The 16,814-nt window shown below is 32.0% G+C and carries 15 protein-coding genes; 6 read left to right on the top strand and 9 right to left on the bottom strand.

What is annotated here, in order from left to right:
• Positions 1 to 59: 59 nt before the first annotated feature.
• Complete coding sequence (locus FHR24_RS00515) at positions 60 to 1,835, top strand: lysophospholipid acyltransferase family protein (RefSeq protein ID WP_167182302.1); 1,776 nt, start codon at positions 60 to 62, stop codon at positions 1,833 to 1,835.
• On the opposite strand, the gene FHR24_RS00510 is transcribed toward FHR24_RS00515, so the two are convergent.
• Positions 1,832 to 3,358 carry a GH3 auxin-responsive promoter family protein gene (locus FHR24_RS00510; protein ID WP_167182298.1) on the bottom strand — a complete coding sequence of 509 codons (1,527 nt, stop codon included), beginning with the start codon at positions 3,356 to 3,358 and terminating at the stop codon, positions 1,832 to 1,834. The genes FHR24_RS00515 and FHR24_RS00510 overlap by 4 nt on opposite strands.
• 64 nt (positions 3,359 to 3,422) lie before the next feature.
• Between FHR24_RS00510 and FHR24_RS00505 the strand changes: the two genes are divergently transcribed.
• A complete protein-coding gene (locus tag FHR24_RS00505; RefSeq protein ID WP_167182295.1) occupies positions 3,423 to 4,217 on the top strand; it encodes a DUF2797 domain-containing protein in 795 nt (264 codons plus the stop codon).
• A 55-nt stretch (positions 4,218 to 4,272) separates the two neighbouring features.
• Here the strand turns inward: FHR24_RS00505 and rpe are convergent, their stop codons facing one another.
• The 7 genes from rpe to FHR24_RS00470 all read right to left on the bottom strand — a co-directional run bounded on the left by rpe (position 4,273) and on the right by FHR24_RS00470 (position 12,502).
• On the bottom strand, positions 4,273 to 4,929 hold the full coding sequence (rpe, locus tag FHR24_RS00500; RefSeq protein ID WP_167182292.1) for a ribulose-phosphate 3-epimerase: 657 nt from the start codon (positions 4,927 to 4,929) through the stop codon (positions 4,273 to 4,275).
• A gap of 24 nt (positions 4,930 to 4,953) precedes the next feature.
• Positions 4,954 to 5,817, bottom strand: coding sequence for a sigma-70 family RNA polymerase sigma factor (locus FHR24_RS00495; RefSeq protein ID WP_010134614.1), 864 nt, complete (start codon positions 5,815 to 5,817; stop codon positions 4,954 to 4,956).
• 216 nt (positions 5,818 to 6,033) lie between these two features.
• On the bottom strand, positions 6,034 to 8,265 hold the full coding sequence (locus FHR24_RS00490; RefSeq protein WP_167182289.1) for a polyribonucleotide nucleotidyltransferase: 2,232 nt from the start codon (positions 8,263 to 8,265) through the stop codon (positions 6,034 to 6,036).
• Positions 8,266 to 8,470: 205 nt separating this feature from the next.
• The gene (rpsO, locus tag FHR24_RS00485; protein ID WP_167182287.1) at positions 8,471 to 8,740 is read right to left on the bottom strand and encodes a 30S ribosomal protein S15; all 270 of its coding nucleotides are present in this window, start codon (positions 8,738 to 8,740) and stop codon (positions 8,471 to 8,473) included.
• Positions 8,741 to 8,882: 142 nt separating this feature from the next.
• Complete coding sequence (gene nhaA, locus FHR24_RS00480; RefSeq protein ID WP_167182285.1) at positions 8,883 to 10,034, bottom strand: Na+/H+ antiporter NhaA; 1,152 nt, start codon at positions 10,032 to 10,034, stop codon at positions 8,883 to 8,885.
• Between the two features lie 141 nt (positions 10,035 to 10,175).
• Positions 10,176 to 10,958 (bottom strand): tRNA pseudouridine(38-40) synthase TruA, encoded by a 783-nt coding sequence (gene truA, locus FHR24_RS00475; protein WP_167182283.1) that lies wholly within the window; start codon positions 10,956 to 10,958, stop codon positions 10,176 to 10,178.
• Positions 10,955 to 12,502: a hypothetical protein gene (locus FHR24_RS00470; protein WP_167182281.1), complete on the bottom strand. Its 1,548-nt coding sequence runs from the start codon at positions 12,500 to 12,502 to the stop codon at positions 10,955 to 10,957. Before FHR24_RS00470 ends, truA begins: the two co-directional genes overlap by 4 nt.
• A gap of 211 nt (positions 12,503 to 12,713) precedes the next feature.
• Between FHR24_RS00470 and FHR24_RS00465 the strand changes: the two genes are divergently transcribed.
• The 3 genes from FHR24_RS00465 (at position 12,714) to FHR24_RS00455 (ending at position 14,846) form a co-directional block, all read left to right on the top strand.
• A complete protein-coding gene (locus tag FHR24_RS00465; protein ID WP_167182279.1) occupies positions 12,714 to 13,877 on the top strand; it encodes a 2-isopropylmalate synthase in 1,164 nt (387 codons plus the stop codon).
• 115 nt (positions 13,878 to 13,992) lie between these two features.
• Entirely contained in the window at positions 13,993 to 14,268 is a 276-nt protein-coding gene (locus tag FHR24_RS00460) for a Sec-independent protein translocase subunit TatA/TatB (protein WP_167182277.1), read from the top strand.
• Positions 14,265 to 14,846: a phosphatase PAP2 family protein gene (locus FHR24_RS00455; protein WP_167182275.1), complete on the top strand. Its 582-nt coding sequence runs from the start codon at positions 14,265 to 14,267 to the stop codon at positions 14,844 to 14,846. The genes FHR24_RS00460 and FHR24_RS00455 overlap by 4 nt, the downstream gene beginning before the upstream one ends.
• Positions 14,847 to 14,973: 127 nt before the next feature.
• Here FHR24_RS00455 and FHR24_RS00450 read toward each other — a convergent pair whose 3' ends face one another.
• Positions 14,974 to 15,399 carry an OsmC family protein gene (locus FHR24_RS00450; RefSeq protein ID WP_167182272.1) on the bottom strand — a complete coding sequence of 142 codons (426 nt, stop codon included), beginning with the start codon at positions 15,397 to 15,399 and terminating at the stop codon, positions 14,974 to 14,976.
• Between the two features lie 134 nt (positions 15,400 to 15,533).
• Between FHR24_RS00450 and FHR24_RS00445 the strand changes: the two genes are divergently transcribed.
• Positions 15,534 to 16,808, top strand: coding sequence for a replication-associated recombination protein A (locus FHR24_RS00445; protein WP_167182269.1), 1,275 nt, complete (start codon positions 15,534 to 15,536; stop codon positions 16,806 to 16,808).
• The last annotated feature ends 6 nt before the right edge of the window (positions 16,809 to 16,814 follow it).

Here is a 16,814-nt window from a genome sequence, read left to right as displayed (position 1 = left end):
TTTCAGCTAAGCTGAAAGTTTTTTTTTATTCTTGCAGGCTATGAATTAATAGTTTGATTATGTCGTTAGTGAGTTCTAAAGATTTTGCTGCTTTATTAAAGCTTGATAAAATTCCTGTGGTGGGTTTTTTAGTAGGTAAGTTTTTATTATTTATTACACAGCTAAACAAAGCAAATAGAGTGTATGATACTTACAAACACAAACCTATTTTGCCCTATCTAAATGGACTCTTAAATGAATATGAAATAAGGTTTCATGTTTCTCAATCAGATTTAGATAAAATACCAAAAGAAGGAGCTTTTATCACAATATCTAACCATCCATTAGGAGGAATAGATGGTGTTTTACTTTTAAAAAACATTTTAGAACGAAGAGATGACTACAAAGTAATTGCCAATTTTTTATTACAAAAACAGGCACCCGTAGCACCTTATATTTTACCAGTGAATCCTTTTGATGATCGAAAAGATGATCAATCTAGTGTTAAAGGATTAATTACATCTTTAAAACATTTAAAAGAAGGAAAACCTTTAGGGATTTTTCCTGCAGGAGAAGTTTCTACGCTTAAAGAAAGAAATATTTATGTAGATAAAACTTGGGAAGAAGGAGCTGTTAAATTGATTAAAAAAGCAAATGTTCCTGTAATTCCTGTTTACTTTCATGCTAAAAATAGCAGGCTCTTTTATTTTTTGTCTAAGATTAATCCAGTGTTAAGAACTTTAAAATTACCGTCAGAACTTAACAATAAGAAAAGACAAGTCATTCATATTAAAATTGGAGATCCTATAAAAGAAAAGGAGATTCAAAAAATAGATGATTTAAACGTTTTAAATAACTTTTTAAGAGAAAAAACCTATTTATTGTCTAAGTCCTTTCTGCGAAAAAAGAAATTGGTAAAACAATATCGAAAACGTTTAAAGAAAAGAGTAAAACAGGTTGCTTTGCCTAAAAACCAAAAAGATATTTGTAAAGAAATTAATACAATTAGAGAACAGAAAAAAAGATTGTTTGTTTCTAATGAGTATGAGGTCTTTTTTACCAAAGCAAATCATATTCCCAATTTAATGGAAGAGATAGGTAGACTTAGAGAAATAACTTTTAGATTAATTGGAGAAGGAACAAATAAGAAATGTGATACAGATAAATATGACGATTATTATCATCATTTAATTTTGTGGAATAAAGAAGAAGAAAAGTTTGTAGGTGCTTACCGTATGGGGTTAGGACAAGAAATATTTAAAAGTGGGGGTTTTAAGAGTTTTTATGTTGCTAACTTTTTTAATTTTTCATCAGAAATGAATGAAAAACTACCAGAGACTATTGAGATGGGTAGAGCGTTTATTGTACCAGAATTTCAACAAAAGCCTATGCCTTTATTTTTGTTGTGGAGAGGAATAGCAGCTGTTACGGTAAAATATCCTCAATACAAATACTTAATGGGAGGTGCTACTATCAGTAATTTATTTACAGAGTATTCTAAATCTATGTTGATGTATTTTCTAGATAAATATTATAGCAATGCAGAAGTAAAACATTTTATCACCTCTAAAAATCCCTTTGAAGTAGATTTAACAGCGAGTGAAAAACTTTATGTAGAAAATAATATAAATGGAGATGTTAAAAAATTAGACAAGCTGATCAAAGAGGTTGAAGGTGATAAGTTGCGTTTACCAGTGTTGATAAAACAATATATAAAGCAAAATGCAAAATTTGTCGCTTACAATATAGATCAAGATTTTAACGATGCGATAGATGCTTTGATTTTTATGAAAATTAATGACATCCCTAGAGATACTATCGAACCCATTTTAAAAGATGTTGTTATAGAAAATTAGCACTGTTGTTCTAGCTGATATTCTTTAATCTCATCTATAAAACTTCTATCATTATAAAGTCTAGGAACTTTATGTTGTCCACCTAGTTTGTTCTTGCTTTTTAACCAGAAATGAAATTGGTTTTTAGATGCTAGGCTAATCAATGGTAAGGTTAAAGTAATGTCTTTGTACCTTTTTGCTTCATAATCTGAGTTGATGTTTTGCAACGCAGTATCCAATTCTGTTTGAAATTTTTCTAGACTTGTAGGGGCTTGTTCAAATTCAATTAGCCATTCATGACTTCCTTTTTCATTCTCTGCCATAAAAATTGGGGCTACAGTATATTCTTTAATTAAAGCATTGTTTTTTGTACAAGCTATTTTTAAAGCTTCTTCCGCATTTTCAATAATTAATTCTTCTCCAAAAGCATTGATAAAATGTTTGGTTCTTCCTGTAATCTTAATTCTGTGTGGAGTTAAAGAGGTGAATTTTATGGTATCTCCTATAATGTATCTCCATAATCCAGCATTGGTTGTAATAACTAGTGCATAATTTTTATTGAGCTCTACATCTGCTAAAGAAATGGCTTTAGATTTAATACTTTTGTATTCATCCATAGGAATGAATTCATAAAAAATACCGTAGTCTAACATTAATAACAATTCGTCACTGTTGTTTTGATCTTGAATAGCAAAAAAACCTTCGGAGGCATTGTAGGTTTCGTAATATTTAAACTTATCAGAAGGTATTAGTTTTTTATACTGTTCTCTGTAAGGGTTAAAATTTACACCTCCATGAAAGTAGACTTCTAAATTTGGCCATACTTCTAAAATGTTGTTTTTACCCGTATATTTTAAAACTCTTTCTAATAAAACTAACATCCAAGAAGGGACTCCTGCTAAACTTGTAATATTTTCGTCTACAGTTTCTTTTATAATAGCATCCATTTTAGATTCCCATTCAGACATTAAAGCGACTTCTTGTTTAGGAGCACTACTCATGTCTGCCCATAAAGGCAAGTTTTCTATAATAATTGCAGATAAATCACCAAAATAGGCATCGTTATCTTCATAAACAGCACTACTACCACCTAGTCTTAGGTTCTTTCCTGTAAACAATTTTGCATCCTCATTGTTGTTACAAAATAAGGTTAACATATCTTTTCCTCCTTTAAAGTGGCAAAGCTTTATGGCATCTTCACTAACAGGAATAAATTTACTTTTAGAATTGGTGGTTCCGCTAGATTTTGCATACCATTTTATTTTGTTAGGCCACAATATATTTTTACCAGTTGTTCTTTGTTCTTGAATATAAGGACTTAAAGCTTCGTAGTTTACCAAGGGGATTTGAGTGGTGAAATCCTTGTAATTTTCCACTTTTTTAAACGCATACCTTTTTCCGTACTCAGTATTAGTAGCAGTTCTTAATAGCTTTAGCATTTGCTCAAACTGCACCTCTACAGGATATTTTATAAAAAGTTCTACTTGATGTTTTCTTTTTTTAAGAAACCAAGAAATAATTGAGTTTACAATAGGCAATGCCATAGATTAAAATACTATTTGCAGGTTAAAAATGATATCTTTGATGTATCTAATTTAGTTTTTTTCTATGAAATATCAGGGTGTATTAACAAAAATGGCAACAGAAAATGAAGAGCAAGTTCAATATTATTTAACTACATCTTCTCATGTGCTCAATTTAAATCAATTACTAAATAAAAGCATAGCAATTACTTTTGATGGGTATGAATGTTTGAACTGTGGTAAAGCGAAAAAAATATTTAGACAAGGTCACTGTTACGATTGTTTTTATGAACAACCTGGAGTTGCAGATTGGGTGATGAAGCCAGAACTAAGTAAAGCTCATTTGGGAATTGAGGATAGAAATTTAGCTTATGAAGAAAAAGCTCAATTGCAACCGCATATTGTGTATTTGGCATTGTCTAGCAATGTAAAAGTGGGAGTAACCAGAAAAACGCAAGTTCCAACTCGTTGGATAGATCAAGGAGCAAATAAAGCTATTCCGTTTGTAGAAGTACCCAATCGTTTTTTAGCCGGAATTACAGAGGTAGCTTTAAAAGAACATGTAAGTGATAAAACGAGCTGGCAAAAAATGCTAAAGAATGATGTGGCTGATGAAGATCTAATAGCTGTAAAAAAAGAGCTAAGACAATATTTACCAGAAGAGACTAAAGAGTATTATATAAATGAAGATCTTGTGTTGGATATAAATTATCCGGTAGAAAACTATCCTTTAAAAGTAAGTTCTTTAAACTTGGAAAAAGAAAATTTTTATCAAGGAGTTTTAAAAGGAATTAAAGGTCAGTATTTAATTTTTGAAGACGGAAAAGTTTTTAATGTGAGGAGTTATGAAGGTTATAAAGTAACGTTAGATATAGTATAAAAAAAAGGACAGTCTGTTTAGGCTGTCCTTTTTTTTATAGTTGTAAGCTAAGATTTTAATTAATCATTGCTTTTAATTCTTTAATGGTTTGTGTTGGGCTTTCTGCTCCAAAAACGTAGCTACCTGCTACCAACACATCTGCACCAACCTCTACTAAGTTGTTTGCATTTTTATCTGTTACACCTCCGTCAATTTCTATTTTAGTATCACAACCATTAAAAGTGATTAGATTTTTTAATTGCTGTACTTTAGAATACGTGTTTTCAATAAAAGATTGCCCTCCAAATCCTGGATTTACACTCATAATACATACCAAGTCTAAATCTTTAATAATATCTTCTAATACAGATATTGGAGTGTGTGGATTTAAAGCGACACCTGCTTGCATTCCTTCAGCTTTAATTGCCTGAATAGTTCTGTGTAAATGTGTACAAGCTTCGTAGTGAACTGTTAATATATCAGCACCAATTTCTTTAAAGGTTTTAATGTATTGATCTGGATTTACAATCATTAAATGTACATCTAAAGGCTTTGTTGCGTGTTTTTTAATGGCTTGCATTACAGGCATTCCAAAAGAAATATTAGGAACAAAGCTTCCGTCCATAATATCTATATGAAACCAGTCAGCTTCACTGTTGTTAATCATTTCTACATCACGTTGGATGTTGGCAAAGTCGGCTGCTAATACCGATGGAGCTACTAATTTACTCATCTTTGTTTTTGTATGGTAGTTAGACTAACCTAAGTAAGTCATTAAAATTTTACTTCTTGATGTATGTTTTAATCTACGGATCGCTTTTTCTTTAATTTGACGAACACGTTCACGAGTCAAATCAAAAGTTTCTCCAATTTCTTCTAGAGTCATTGGTTGGTGCTCACCCAAACCAAAGTACAAACGAACTACGTCTGCTTCTCTAGGAGTTAAGGTTTCTAAAGCTCTTTCAATTTCTACTTTTAACGATTCGTGTAACAACGTTTTGTCTGGGTTTGGAGATTCTCCAGAGTTTAATACATCGTATAAGTTAGAATCTTCACCTTCAATTAACGGAGCATCCATAGATACGTGACGACCAGAGTTTTTCATAGACTCTTTTACATCATTTACAGTCATGTCTAATTTCTTAGCAATTTCTTCTGCAGATGGTGGACGTTCGTTTTCTTGCTCTAAGAAAGCGTACATTTTATTGATTTTATTAATAGAACCAATTTTGTTTAACGGCAAACGTACAATACGAGATTGTTCTGCCAAAGCTTGTAGAATAGATTGACGAATCCACCATACAGCGTAGGAGATAAATTTAAAACCACGAGTTTCATCAAAACGTTTTGCTGCTTTAATTAAACCTAAATTTCCTTCGTTAATTAAATCGGGTAAAGTTAAACCTTGGTTTTGATATTGTTTTGCAACAGATACCACAAAACGTAAGTTCGCTTTTGTTAAACGTTCTAAAGCAGCTTGGTCTCCAGCTTTAATTCTTTGGGCTAATTCTACCTCCATATCGGCAGTAATTAAATCTACTTTACCAATTTCTTGTAAATATTTATCTAAAGAAGCTGTTTCACGATTGGTTACCTGCTTGGTAATTTTAAGTTGTCTCATGGATTTCTACTTGTTAAACTTTTGTATGTCTTTATATATACGAGGATTCCTTATTTTTTGTTACAAAAATAACGAGTTTATTTTACTTTTATTTTTAGAGTGTTGATTTTTAGTTTTTTAAAAATTTGTTTTTTCAACGTAAAAAATGGGTTAAAACACAAAAAACCCTTTCAAGTAAGCTTGAAAGGGTTTGATATATTTAGAAAAAGTTAAAAACTATTCAGCTTTTTTCTCTTCTCTTGGTTTTCTATCGTCTCTACGATTGTCTCTACCTCTGTTGTCACGTCCACCACGATCGTTATTTTCTCTTGGAGGTCTTGGTTTAAAACCTTCAGGTTTTGGTAATAATGCTTTTTTAGAAACTTTCTCTTTACGAGTTTTAGGGTCTTTTCCAAAGTATTTCACTTCAAAAATATCTCCCATGTTTACAACATCAGTTACGTTTTCTGTACGTTCCCAAGCCAATTCACTTACGTGTAATAAAACTTCGTTTCCTGGTGCTTGTGTATATTCTACAACAGCTCCAAAATCTAACATTTTAATTACTTTTACTTCGTAAGATTCTCCAACAGTTGGTTTAAACAACATAGATTCTATGTTTGCTAAAACTTGATCAATACCTTCTTGTCCAGTACCTAAAATTTCAACAATACCTTCTTCTGTAACAGGATCTTCGTTAATAACAATAGTACATCCTGTAGTTTTTTGTAACTCTTGAATGTTTTTACCTCCAGGTCCAATTAGAGCACCAATAAATTCGTTAGGAATTACTCTAGTGATCATTTTAGGAGAGTGAGATTTTACATCTGCATTAGGAGTTTCAATTACTTCTGTAATTTTTCCTAAGATATGCATACGTCCTTCACGAGCTTGTTTTAGTGCATTTACTAAAATTTCGTAAGACAATCCTTTTACTTTAATATCCATCTGACAAGCAGTAATACCATCAGCAGTACCAGTTACTTTAAAATCCATATCTCCTAAGTGATCTTCATCACCTAAAATATCAGACAATACAGCGTAGCGATCACCATCAGAAATTAATCCCATAGCAATACCAGAAACTGGCTTTGTAATTTGAACTCCAGCATCCATCAAGGCCATTGTACCTGCACAAACTGTTGCCATAGAAGAAGAACCGTTAGATTCTAATACTTCTGAAACCACTCTTACTGTGTAAGGACAATCTGCAGGAACCATTCCTTTTAATGCTCTTTGAGCCAAGTTTCCGTGTCCAACTTCTCTACGAGAAGTACCTCTTAAAGGTCTAGCTTCACCTGTACAAAAAGGAGGGAAGTTGTAGTGTAAGTAAAAACGCTCTTCACCTTCGTGTGTTGGTGAATCTATAATGTTAGCATCTCTAGAAGTACCTAAAGTTACGGTAGCTAATGCTTGAGTTTCTCCACGTGTAAAAATAGAAGATCCGTGAGTTGAAGGTAAATAATCTACTTCTCCCCAGATTGGTCTAATTTCGGTAGTCTTACGACCATCTAAACGTAAACCTTCTGCCAGTGTTAATTCACGAACTGCTTCTTTCTGAGATTTGTTAAAATATTTTCCAACTAAGTCTCCGTATTCAGCCAACTCTTCTTCTGTAAAAGCAGCTTTTACTTCTTCTTTTACAACTGCAAAAGCATCTGTTCTTTCTACTTTAGAAGTCCCTTTAGCGGCAATAGCGTAACACTTATCGTATGTTAAAGTATTAATTTTAGCTGCTAATTCTTCGTTTTCTATTGCTTGATCGTATTCACGTGTAGCTTTCTTTCCAAATGCTTCTGCTAATTTTACCTGAGCAGCACATTGAAGTTTAATCGCTTCGTGAGCAAATTTAATAGCATCCGCCATTTCTTCTTCAGAAATTTCGTCCATCTCACCTTCTACCATCATTACAGAATCTGCAGAAGCACCAATCATCATGTCTAAATCAGACTCCGCTAATTGTGCTCTAGTAGGGTTGATAACAAACTCTCCATTAATTCTACCCACACGAGCTTCAGAAATTGGAGTTTCAAAAGGAATATCTGATAATTGGATAGCAGCAGAAGCTCCTAATCCAGCCAATGCATCTGGCATAACTTCAGGATCGTGAGACATTAACTGAATCATTACCTGAGTTTCTGCATGGTAGTCTTTTGGGAATAAAGGACGTAATACACGGTCAATTAAACGCATTGTTAATACCTCATCATCACTTGGTCTAGCTTCTCTTTTAAAGAAACCTCCAGGGTATTTACCTGCTGCAGCAAATTTTTCTCTATAATCTACTGTTAAAGGTAAAAAGTCTACGTCAGATTGTTTGTAGTTAGAAACCACAGTACATAATAACATAGCTTTTCCCATTTGCACAACAACGCTACCATGAGCTTGTTTTGCTAATTTTCCAGTTTCGATAGATACGGTTCTCCCGTCTCCTAATTCGATAACTTCTTTAAATACCTTAGGTATCATAAATAAAATGTTTTAAATGTTGGCTTAAATAAGAAAGACCAACGGTTATTGTTTAACAAAAAATGTTGTGTTGTTGTAGGGCTTTGTTAACAATGGACTCAGAAGCTGTGTTCTGACCTCTTATTTTTATAACACTGGAAATGTATTCCAGCGAAGTGTCTAAAATAAAAAAAAGAGGCGATTAAGCCTCTTTTTATATGTTGAATTATTTTCTTAATCCTAATTCAGCAACAATTGCACGATATCTTAAGATATCTACTTTTGTTAAGTAATCTAATAAAGATCTACGTTTACCAACTAACTTTACTAAAGAACGTTGTGTGTTGTAATCTTTTCTGTTTACTTTTAAGTGTTCTGTTAAATCAGAAATTCTTTTTGTGAACAATGCAATTTGACCTTCTGTTGATCCTGTGTCTGTAGCTGATTTTCCGTGCTTTGCGAAAATCTCAGCTTTTCCTTCTTTTGATAATGACATGCTAATATTTATGTAAATGATTATTATGCAGATTACCACTTTGGTAATCGGACGGCAAATATACAAGTTTTATTTTAATGTGTAATAATTTGTGTAACAAAACATTGTGTGTTTATTTGTTTGATAGTAAAGTGATTAGCGTCTAGTTGTCGTCTGTGTATTCTTTTTTTAAATTTAGTTTTAATATTAAAAAGCCAATCAATCCAGCTGTTAATGATGAAATTAGAATAATAAATTTAGTATTGTTTATAATAGTAGTGTTGTCAAAAGCAAGTAAGGTGATAAAAATAGACATGGTAAATCCTATTCCTCCTAAAAAACCAACTCCTATAATAGATTTCCAATTTAAGTCTTCGGGTAATTTACATAGTCCTAAAGAAACGGCAATAAAAGTGATTAAAAAGATGCCTAATGGTTTTCCTATAATAAGACCTAGCATAATACCTAAACTATAGTTTTGTGTTAAAACTTGTTCTATATTTCCGCTTAAAACAATAGCGGTGTTTGCCAACGCAAAAACAGGAAGAATAATAAAAGCAACTGGCTTGTGCAAAAAGTGTTGTAATCTATAAGAAGTGGATTCTTCTCCACCATTTCTATAAGGAATGGCAAACGCTAACAAAACACCTGTAATGGTTGCATGCACACCAGAGTTTAGCATGAAATACCACATGGCAATTCCACCAATAATGTAAATCAACATATTTTTAATTCTTAGCTTGTTAAAAATTAAAAGTGTTCCAAAAATACCTAAAGCAATAAGTAAATTGACCCAGAAAATAGTTTTGGTATAAAAAGTAGCAATAATTAAAATGGCACCTAAGTCATCTATTACAGCTAAAGCAGTTAAAAATATTTTTAAAGAAGTAGGAACTTTACTTCCTAACAAGGCTAAAATTCCTAAAGCAAAAGCAATGTCTGTAGCCATTGGGATTCCGGCACCCGATTGTGTAGTTGTGCCATAATTTAAAAACAAATAAATTCCTGCAGGAACTATAATTCCTCCCAAAGCAGCAAAGATAGGCAATAATGCATCTTTAATGTTAGAGAGTTCTCCGTGGTATATTTCTCTTTCTAATTCTAAACCAATCAGTAAAAAGAAAATAGTCATTAATCCATCATTGATCCAATGAACAATACTATGATTACCAATGTAAATGTTCCAAAAAGATTGATAACTATTCCCTAGGGCTGAATTGGCAATTATTAAAGAAACAAGCGTACAAATTATTAGAATGATACCGCTTGTTTTTTCGCTGTTAAAAAATTCTTTATATAGTTTTGTTATTTTCATTGTGGTTTTTGATGATTTTCAGTCGAAAATACCAAATCAAACACAGTTAAATAGCTTGTTTTTAGGATACTTGTTTAAAATACGTAATACTACGGAAGCCCTTGTGGTGCTTATACTTAGCTAAGATATAATTATAGTTTTTTAGAGCTTAATTTCATGTAAAATTAATCCGCTAGCAGGAGCAATTTCTTTTAAAACTACGTTATCATCCCAATTACTTAATGTTTTCTTTAAAAAGTCTAAATCTACTTCTCCGCTTCCAAGTTGAAAAAGAATTCCCATCATTATTCTTATTTGATAACGCATAAAACCAGGTCCGGTAACCTTGTATAAGTAGCTTTTTTTAGGAAAGAAGCTTGCCGTGTATGTGTTGTTTTTTATAATTTCAGAACTATAAATTTTTCTTTCAAATATAGTGTTCTCACTAGGTTTTTTTGTATACTTTTTAAAATTGTGTTTTCCTACAAATAGTTTAGCACCTTGTTGCATTAAATCAATATCTAGTACGTTGTTTTTTCCTGTTAAAATAGAGGCACAAAAAGGATGGTTTCTTTCTCCGTGAGAAAATAAATAGTGATATTCTTTTGTTTTAGATGCTTGAATAATATCAAAGTTTTTATCCACTTTATCAATAGATAAAACTCTAATATCTTGAGGTAAATTTTTATTCAACTCATAGAGCATCCAATGGGATTCGTAATCTGTTTTTGTAATTAAATGGCAATAGGTTTCATGGGCAGATACCATCGCATCAGTCCTACTAGCGGCCAATGTTTTAAATAAATTATGATCAAAAATAAATTTAAAAGTTTTCTCTAGTATTCCTTGTACGGTTTTAACATTTGGTTGTTTTTGCCAACCATGAAATCGAAAGCCTAAATATTGTAGTTTTAATAAGTAATAAGAGTCGTTTTCGTATTTCAAGATGTTTGTCTTTGTATTTTTTGTTTTACAATTTCTTCTACAGGCACCCCTTTAATGTTAGATTCTAGCCAAGATAAAATATCTAAGTATAAAAAGGATCTTTTTTCATAAGGATGATTTTCGTACACTTTTAGTTCTTCATATAATTCTTTAAATGCTTTTCTTAGTTCGTGCGGATATAAATTGCTTAAATTTCTTAAGAATTTAATCATCTTTCTTTGTACCTCGTATAAGTTGTTCATTTTTAATAAAAACTTGTAGGTAGATTTAATTAATTCTTCAATATATTCATCATCACCAGACTCGTAATGGGCAACTAAGTTTAAAACACGTGTATAACATAGCAAGTCTTCACGCATTTTTAAATCTTTGTTTTTGATGATTTTATTTAAGTAAAAAATACATTTTTCATAATCGCCAGCACCAAAAAACATACACGCTATTTTGTAATAAAAAAGCATGACATGATGAGCATCTATTTTTTTATCGGTTTTATCCAATTCAATCAAAACACTTTTTACAAATTCAGTTCCTTTTCTAAATTCACCCGTTAAATAAAAAGAATTTATTTTGTGTTGATACAGATACAGGAAACATAAGTTTTGTGTGTTCTCTGATGAAAATATTTTTTCGTCTTGAATTTCTTTGGTCAAACCATCTAATGTTTCTTGGTACTTGTCTTTTTTTTGTAGGTAAAAAAGAGACTCTAATAAATAATTAACGGCCTTTAGGTAAAATACAGGATGGAGTTTTTTCATGTCGGGCAAATCATGAAACAACTGAACCAGTTTTTGTGAATTACGGTAACAGGATAAAAAATCTTGCGTAATAAAACCTTGCCATAAGTTGGCTTGATACAAATACATTTTGCTAGTAAAACCTAAATCAGAAAATTTGTATTTAGGAATTCTATCAGCATAATATTGCTCTACGGTTTGGGTGTCTGTATCATTTCTAGCATATCCGTGTTTTAAAAACCAGCTGTATAATTGCAAAGATAAATTAGAAAGTTTACTGGTGATTACATTTTTTTGGTTGATGTTTTTAGCTTCAATAGCCAACGTATCGGCTCTGTCACTCATACTACGAGTGATGTATTGGGACTCAATTACTTTTTCTAATTCAATAATTTCATAAGCCAAATTGTATTGTTCCTTAGCTACTGCTACAGATTTTGTTTTGTCTAACAAACGCAAACTCTGTTTATACAAGCCTTTAGTGTATAAAATAGTGGCAAAATCTATTTGCTCTCTAATTTGAGTAATACTATTCTGATGAACAGGACTTAATCGTAAACTGATTAAGATTTGACGATATAAATGTGCTTTGGTGTTAGAAATCTGCTGTTTTCTAATTCCTGTTTTGGCTAAAATTAATTTTTCATCATAGGTGTTAATTTTATCCATTAAAACAAATAATGCCATAAAATTAGATTGTGTATTTCCCTCTAACCTACCAGCATACAGTTTAAATTGTCTTTTTTCCGATTTGCTTAAAGATTTAATCAGCGAAAATAAGGGGTCTGTTTTCTTTTCTTTTTTCATGATATAAGATTGCCTTAATTTATATCAAAAATACAAAAATATTCAGATTTCGGTTCTTGGATGTCGTAAACTTATTTTGGATATAGCCCTGTATTTGTTAGGGTTTAGCTAATAAATTATCTTTTGACTAAGGGAAAGGTAAATTAATAGGAGTTTTGCTCGCCTACTGAGAAGTTTATTTTTGTTTGCTTAAAGTAAAAAAACAACAATAATGGCTAAGGATCACGTACAAATATTTGATACTACTCTTAGAGATGGAGAGCAAGTTCCCGGATGTAAACTAAATACAGAGCAAAAGTTAATAATTGCAGAGCGTTTAGATTTATTAGGGGTAGACATTATTGAAGCAGGTTTTCCCGTTTCTAGTCCAGGAGATTTTAAATCGGTGGAGGCAATTGCTAAATTAGTAAAGAATGCAACGGTCTGTGGATTAACACGTGCTGTTGAAAATGATATTAAGGTAGCTTCTGAGGCTTTAAAATATGCTGTTAGACCAAGAATTCATACAGGGATTGGTACTTCAGATTCTCATATAAAATTTAAATTTAATTCTAACAGAGATGCAATTATCGAAAGAGCAGTTGCAGCTGTTAAGTATGCAAAAGGATTTGTAGAGGATGTAGAGTTTTATGCAGAAGATGCAGGACGTACAGATAATGAATATTTAGCAAGAGTTTGTGAGGCTGTTATTAAAGCGGGAGCAACAGTGTTAAACATTCCAGATACAACAGGATACTGTTTGCCCGATGAATATGGAGCTAAAATTAAATACCTAAAAGAAAATGTTAAGGGAATAGAAAAGGCAGTGTTGTCTTGTCACTGTCATAACGATTTAGGTTTGGCAACAGCCAATTCAATTGCAGGAGCAATTAATGGAGCTCGTCAAATAGAATGTACTATTAATGGTATTGGAGAAAGAGCAGGAAATACCTCTCTAGAAGAAGTTGTGATGATTATGAAACAACATCCAGACTTAAATATAGATACAGGAGTAAATACAAAGTTATTGTACAGTACCTCTCAAATGGTACAAGAGCATATGGGAATGTTTGTGCAAGCTAATAAAGCAGTGGTAGGTTCTAATGCTTTTGCTCACTCATCTGGAATTCATCAAGATGGAGTAATTAAGAACAGAGAAACATACGAAATTATGGACCCTGCAGATGTTGGTGTAACAGAATCTGCAATTGTACTAACGGCACGTAGTGGTAGAGCAGCTTTGGCTTATAGAGCTAAGAATGTAGGATACGAACTAACCAAATTAGAGTTAGATGCTATTTACCCTAAGTTTTTAGATTATGCAGACACTAAAAAAGAAGTGATAAATGAAGATATTCATATCTTAATGGAGCAAAACAACATTAAATTAAGCTAATTTAAGTTGTAAAGTATATTTAAAAAGGTCTCGATTTTTCGAGACCTTTTTTTGTGGGATTTTATATTTATAGAATTCATTTATTCCTAGTATCTTTGTTAAAAATTAGAACACTATGTTTTTATTTATTGGAGGTCCAGAAGTTTTTATTATTCTACTTATTGTAGTCATGTTTTTTGGTGCAGATAAAATTCCTGAAATAGCTAGAGGATTGGCTAAAGGGATGAATCAGGTTAAAAATGCAACCAATGATATTAAGCGTGAAATAAACAATACAGCTACAAAATCAGGAGTTGATTTAAATGTAACCAAAGACATTAAAAAGGCTGTTGATGATGTTAAAGAAAATATTGATGACATGACGGGACCTATAAGAAGAACTAAATTATGAGTTTTTTAGAAAGCCTTATTCAGGCAGATCAACAATTATTAATTTATTTAAATAATTTTGGTAGTCAACCGTTTGATGCTTATTGGTTGTTTGTTACCAAACCAACCAATTGGATTCCACTTTTTCTTTTCTGGTTATTTTTGTTAATTAAAAACTATAGTTGGAGAAAAGGACTTTTTCTGTTTTTGTTTATCTGTATTATGGCAGGCTTGTCTGATGTGTTAGTGAATATTATTAAATATGCTACTACAAGACCAAGACCATGTTGGCAAGATGGTGTTTTAGAGCAAATTAGAATTTTAAAATGTTCTCGTAGTTTTAGTTTTGTTTCAGGACATGCAACAACATCAACAGCAGTAACTACATTTGTGTATTTGCTTTTTAGAAAAAAATACAAATGGACAATATTATTTTATATCTATCCATTATTGTTTGCTTATAGTAGAATTTATATGGGGAAACATTATCCTGGAGATATTTTATGCGGATACACTTTAGGAGTTGTAGAAGCTGTTTTATATCTAAAATTAGCAAAGTATTTAACAAATAAATGGTTTGATAAAAACCATGTGAAATAGAAAAAAGGGAAGCTGAAATTTAGCTTCCCTTTTTTAATTTTGTGCTATTTGTGTCTCGTTTACAGATGTATAGGTAACTAATTCTGGTCATTGAGTTTCCCGAAGCTTTGGATGAGATTTGTTACCTCTATTTTTTGGGAAAATAATTTATTTTAGTTTCTACAGTTGCAAACTGACGAAACATTTCCATAACCCCACAATAGGTATCTACAGATAAAGTAACTGCCTTTTCTATTTTCTTTTGATTAAGGTTGTCTCCGTAAAAATTAAAATTCACCCAAACTTTATGATAAAACTTAGGATGTTCTTCTGTTAATTCAGCTTCTACATCAATGTCAAAAGTATCCACATCAATACGCATTTTTTTTATTAAAGAAGCAACATCAATACCAGAACAACCTGCTAAAGCAGATAACATTAATGCTTTAGGACGTAATCCTTTTCCTTGTCCACCAACTTCTTCAGAACCATCAATAGGAACATTACCTCCAGGCCCTTTAGATTCAAAATGAACTCCATCTTTCCAGTTTAAACTTATTTTTTGTGTTGCCATGTTTCTTAATTTTAGATGTCAAAAATAAGTAAAGTAATTGACGTATTGAACAATACAATTGTTGAAATATATAGTGAAGAATAATTGCGAATCATCCGTTGTTAATTGCAATTAGGAACTCGTATATTTACTGTATGAATCAACCTTTGGCAGAACGCATTCGACCTAAAACATTAGAAGACTATATCAGTCAGCAACACCTTGTAGGAAAAACAGGAGTGTTGACCAATCATATCAATAAAGGAATGATTCCCTCTTTAATTTTGTGGGGACCTCCTGGTATTGGAAAAACAACGTTGGCAAATATTATTGCAGAAACATCAAAAAGACCTTTTTTTACATTAAGTGCTATTAATGCAGGTGTAAAAGATGTAAGAGAAGTGATAGACAAAGCAAAACAGAGCGGAGGTTTGTTTACGACTAAAAATCCTATTTTATTTATTGATGAAATTCATCGATTTAGCAAATCACAACAAGACTCTTTATTAGGAGCTGTAGAAAAAGGTTGGGTAACGTTAATTGGTGCGACTACCGAAAACCCTAGTTTTGAGGTGATTCCAGCTTTGTTGTCAAGATGTCAGGTGTATGTGTTAAATCCTTTTGATAAGGGAGATATGGAAGCATTATTAAAACGTGCGATGCAAGAGGATGAGGTAATTGCTAAAAAAAAGGTAGTTTTAAAAGAAATTGATGCTTTGTTACAGGTGTCTAGCGGAGATGCCAGAAAACTATTAAATGTTTTTGAATTGATTGTAGCATCAGAAGAAGAGGGAGTTGTAATTACAAACGACTTGGTGCTGCAAAAAGTACAACGTAATGTAGTGAGATATGACAAAACAGGAGAGCAACATTATGATATTATTTCTGCTTTTATAAAATCAATAAGAGGGTCAGATCCTAACGGAGCTGTTTACTGGCTTGCAAGAATGGTAGAAGGTGGAGAAGATGTAAAGTTTATTGCACGTAGAATGTTAATTTCTGCCTCCGAAGATATTGGTAATGCCAATCCTACAGCCTTAATTATGGCAACAAGTACTTTTCAGGCAGTAACAACTATTGGTTATCCTGAAGCTAGAATTTTACTAAGTCAGTGTGCTGTTTATTTAGCAAACTCTGCAAAAAGTAACACGAGTTACGAAGCTATTAATAAAGCAATTCAGGTTGTAAAACAAACAGGAGACTTACCAGTTCCATTACATTTAAGAAATGCTCCTACTAAGCTAATGAAAGATATGAACTACGGAAAAGAGTATAAATACTCTCACGCATATCCTGGTAATTTTGTGGAGCAAGAGTTTATGCCCGATGAGTTAAAAGGAATGTCTCTATACAATCCTGGAGTAAATGCTCGTGAAAATGAATTTAGAAAAGTAATGAAAGATAGGTGGGGAGATAAATATGAAAAATAACCGATA

It is taken from the genome of Wenyingzhuangia heitensis (assembly GCF_011762155.1).
GTDB classification, from domain to species: domain Bacteria; phylum Bacteroidota; class Bacteroidia; order Flavobacteriales; family Flavobacteriaceae; genus Wenyingzhuangia; species Wenyingzhuangia heitensis.
This window is presented reverse-complemented; position numbering and strand designations above follow the sequence as displayed.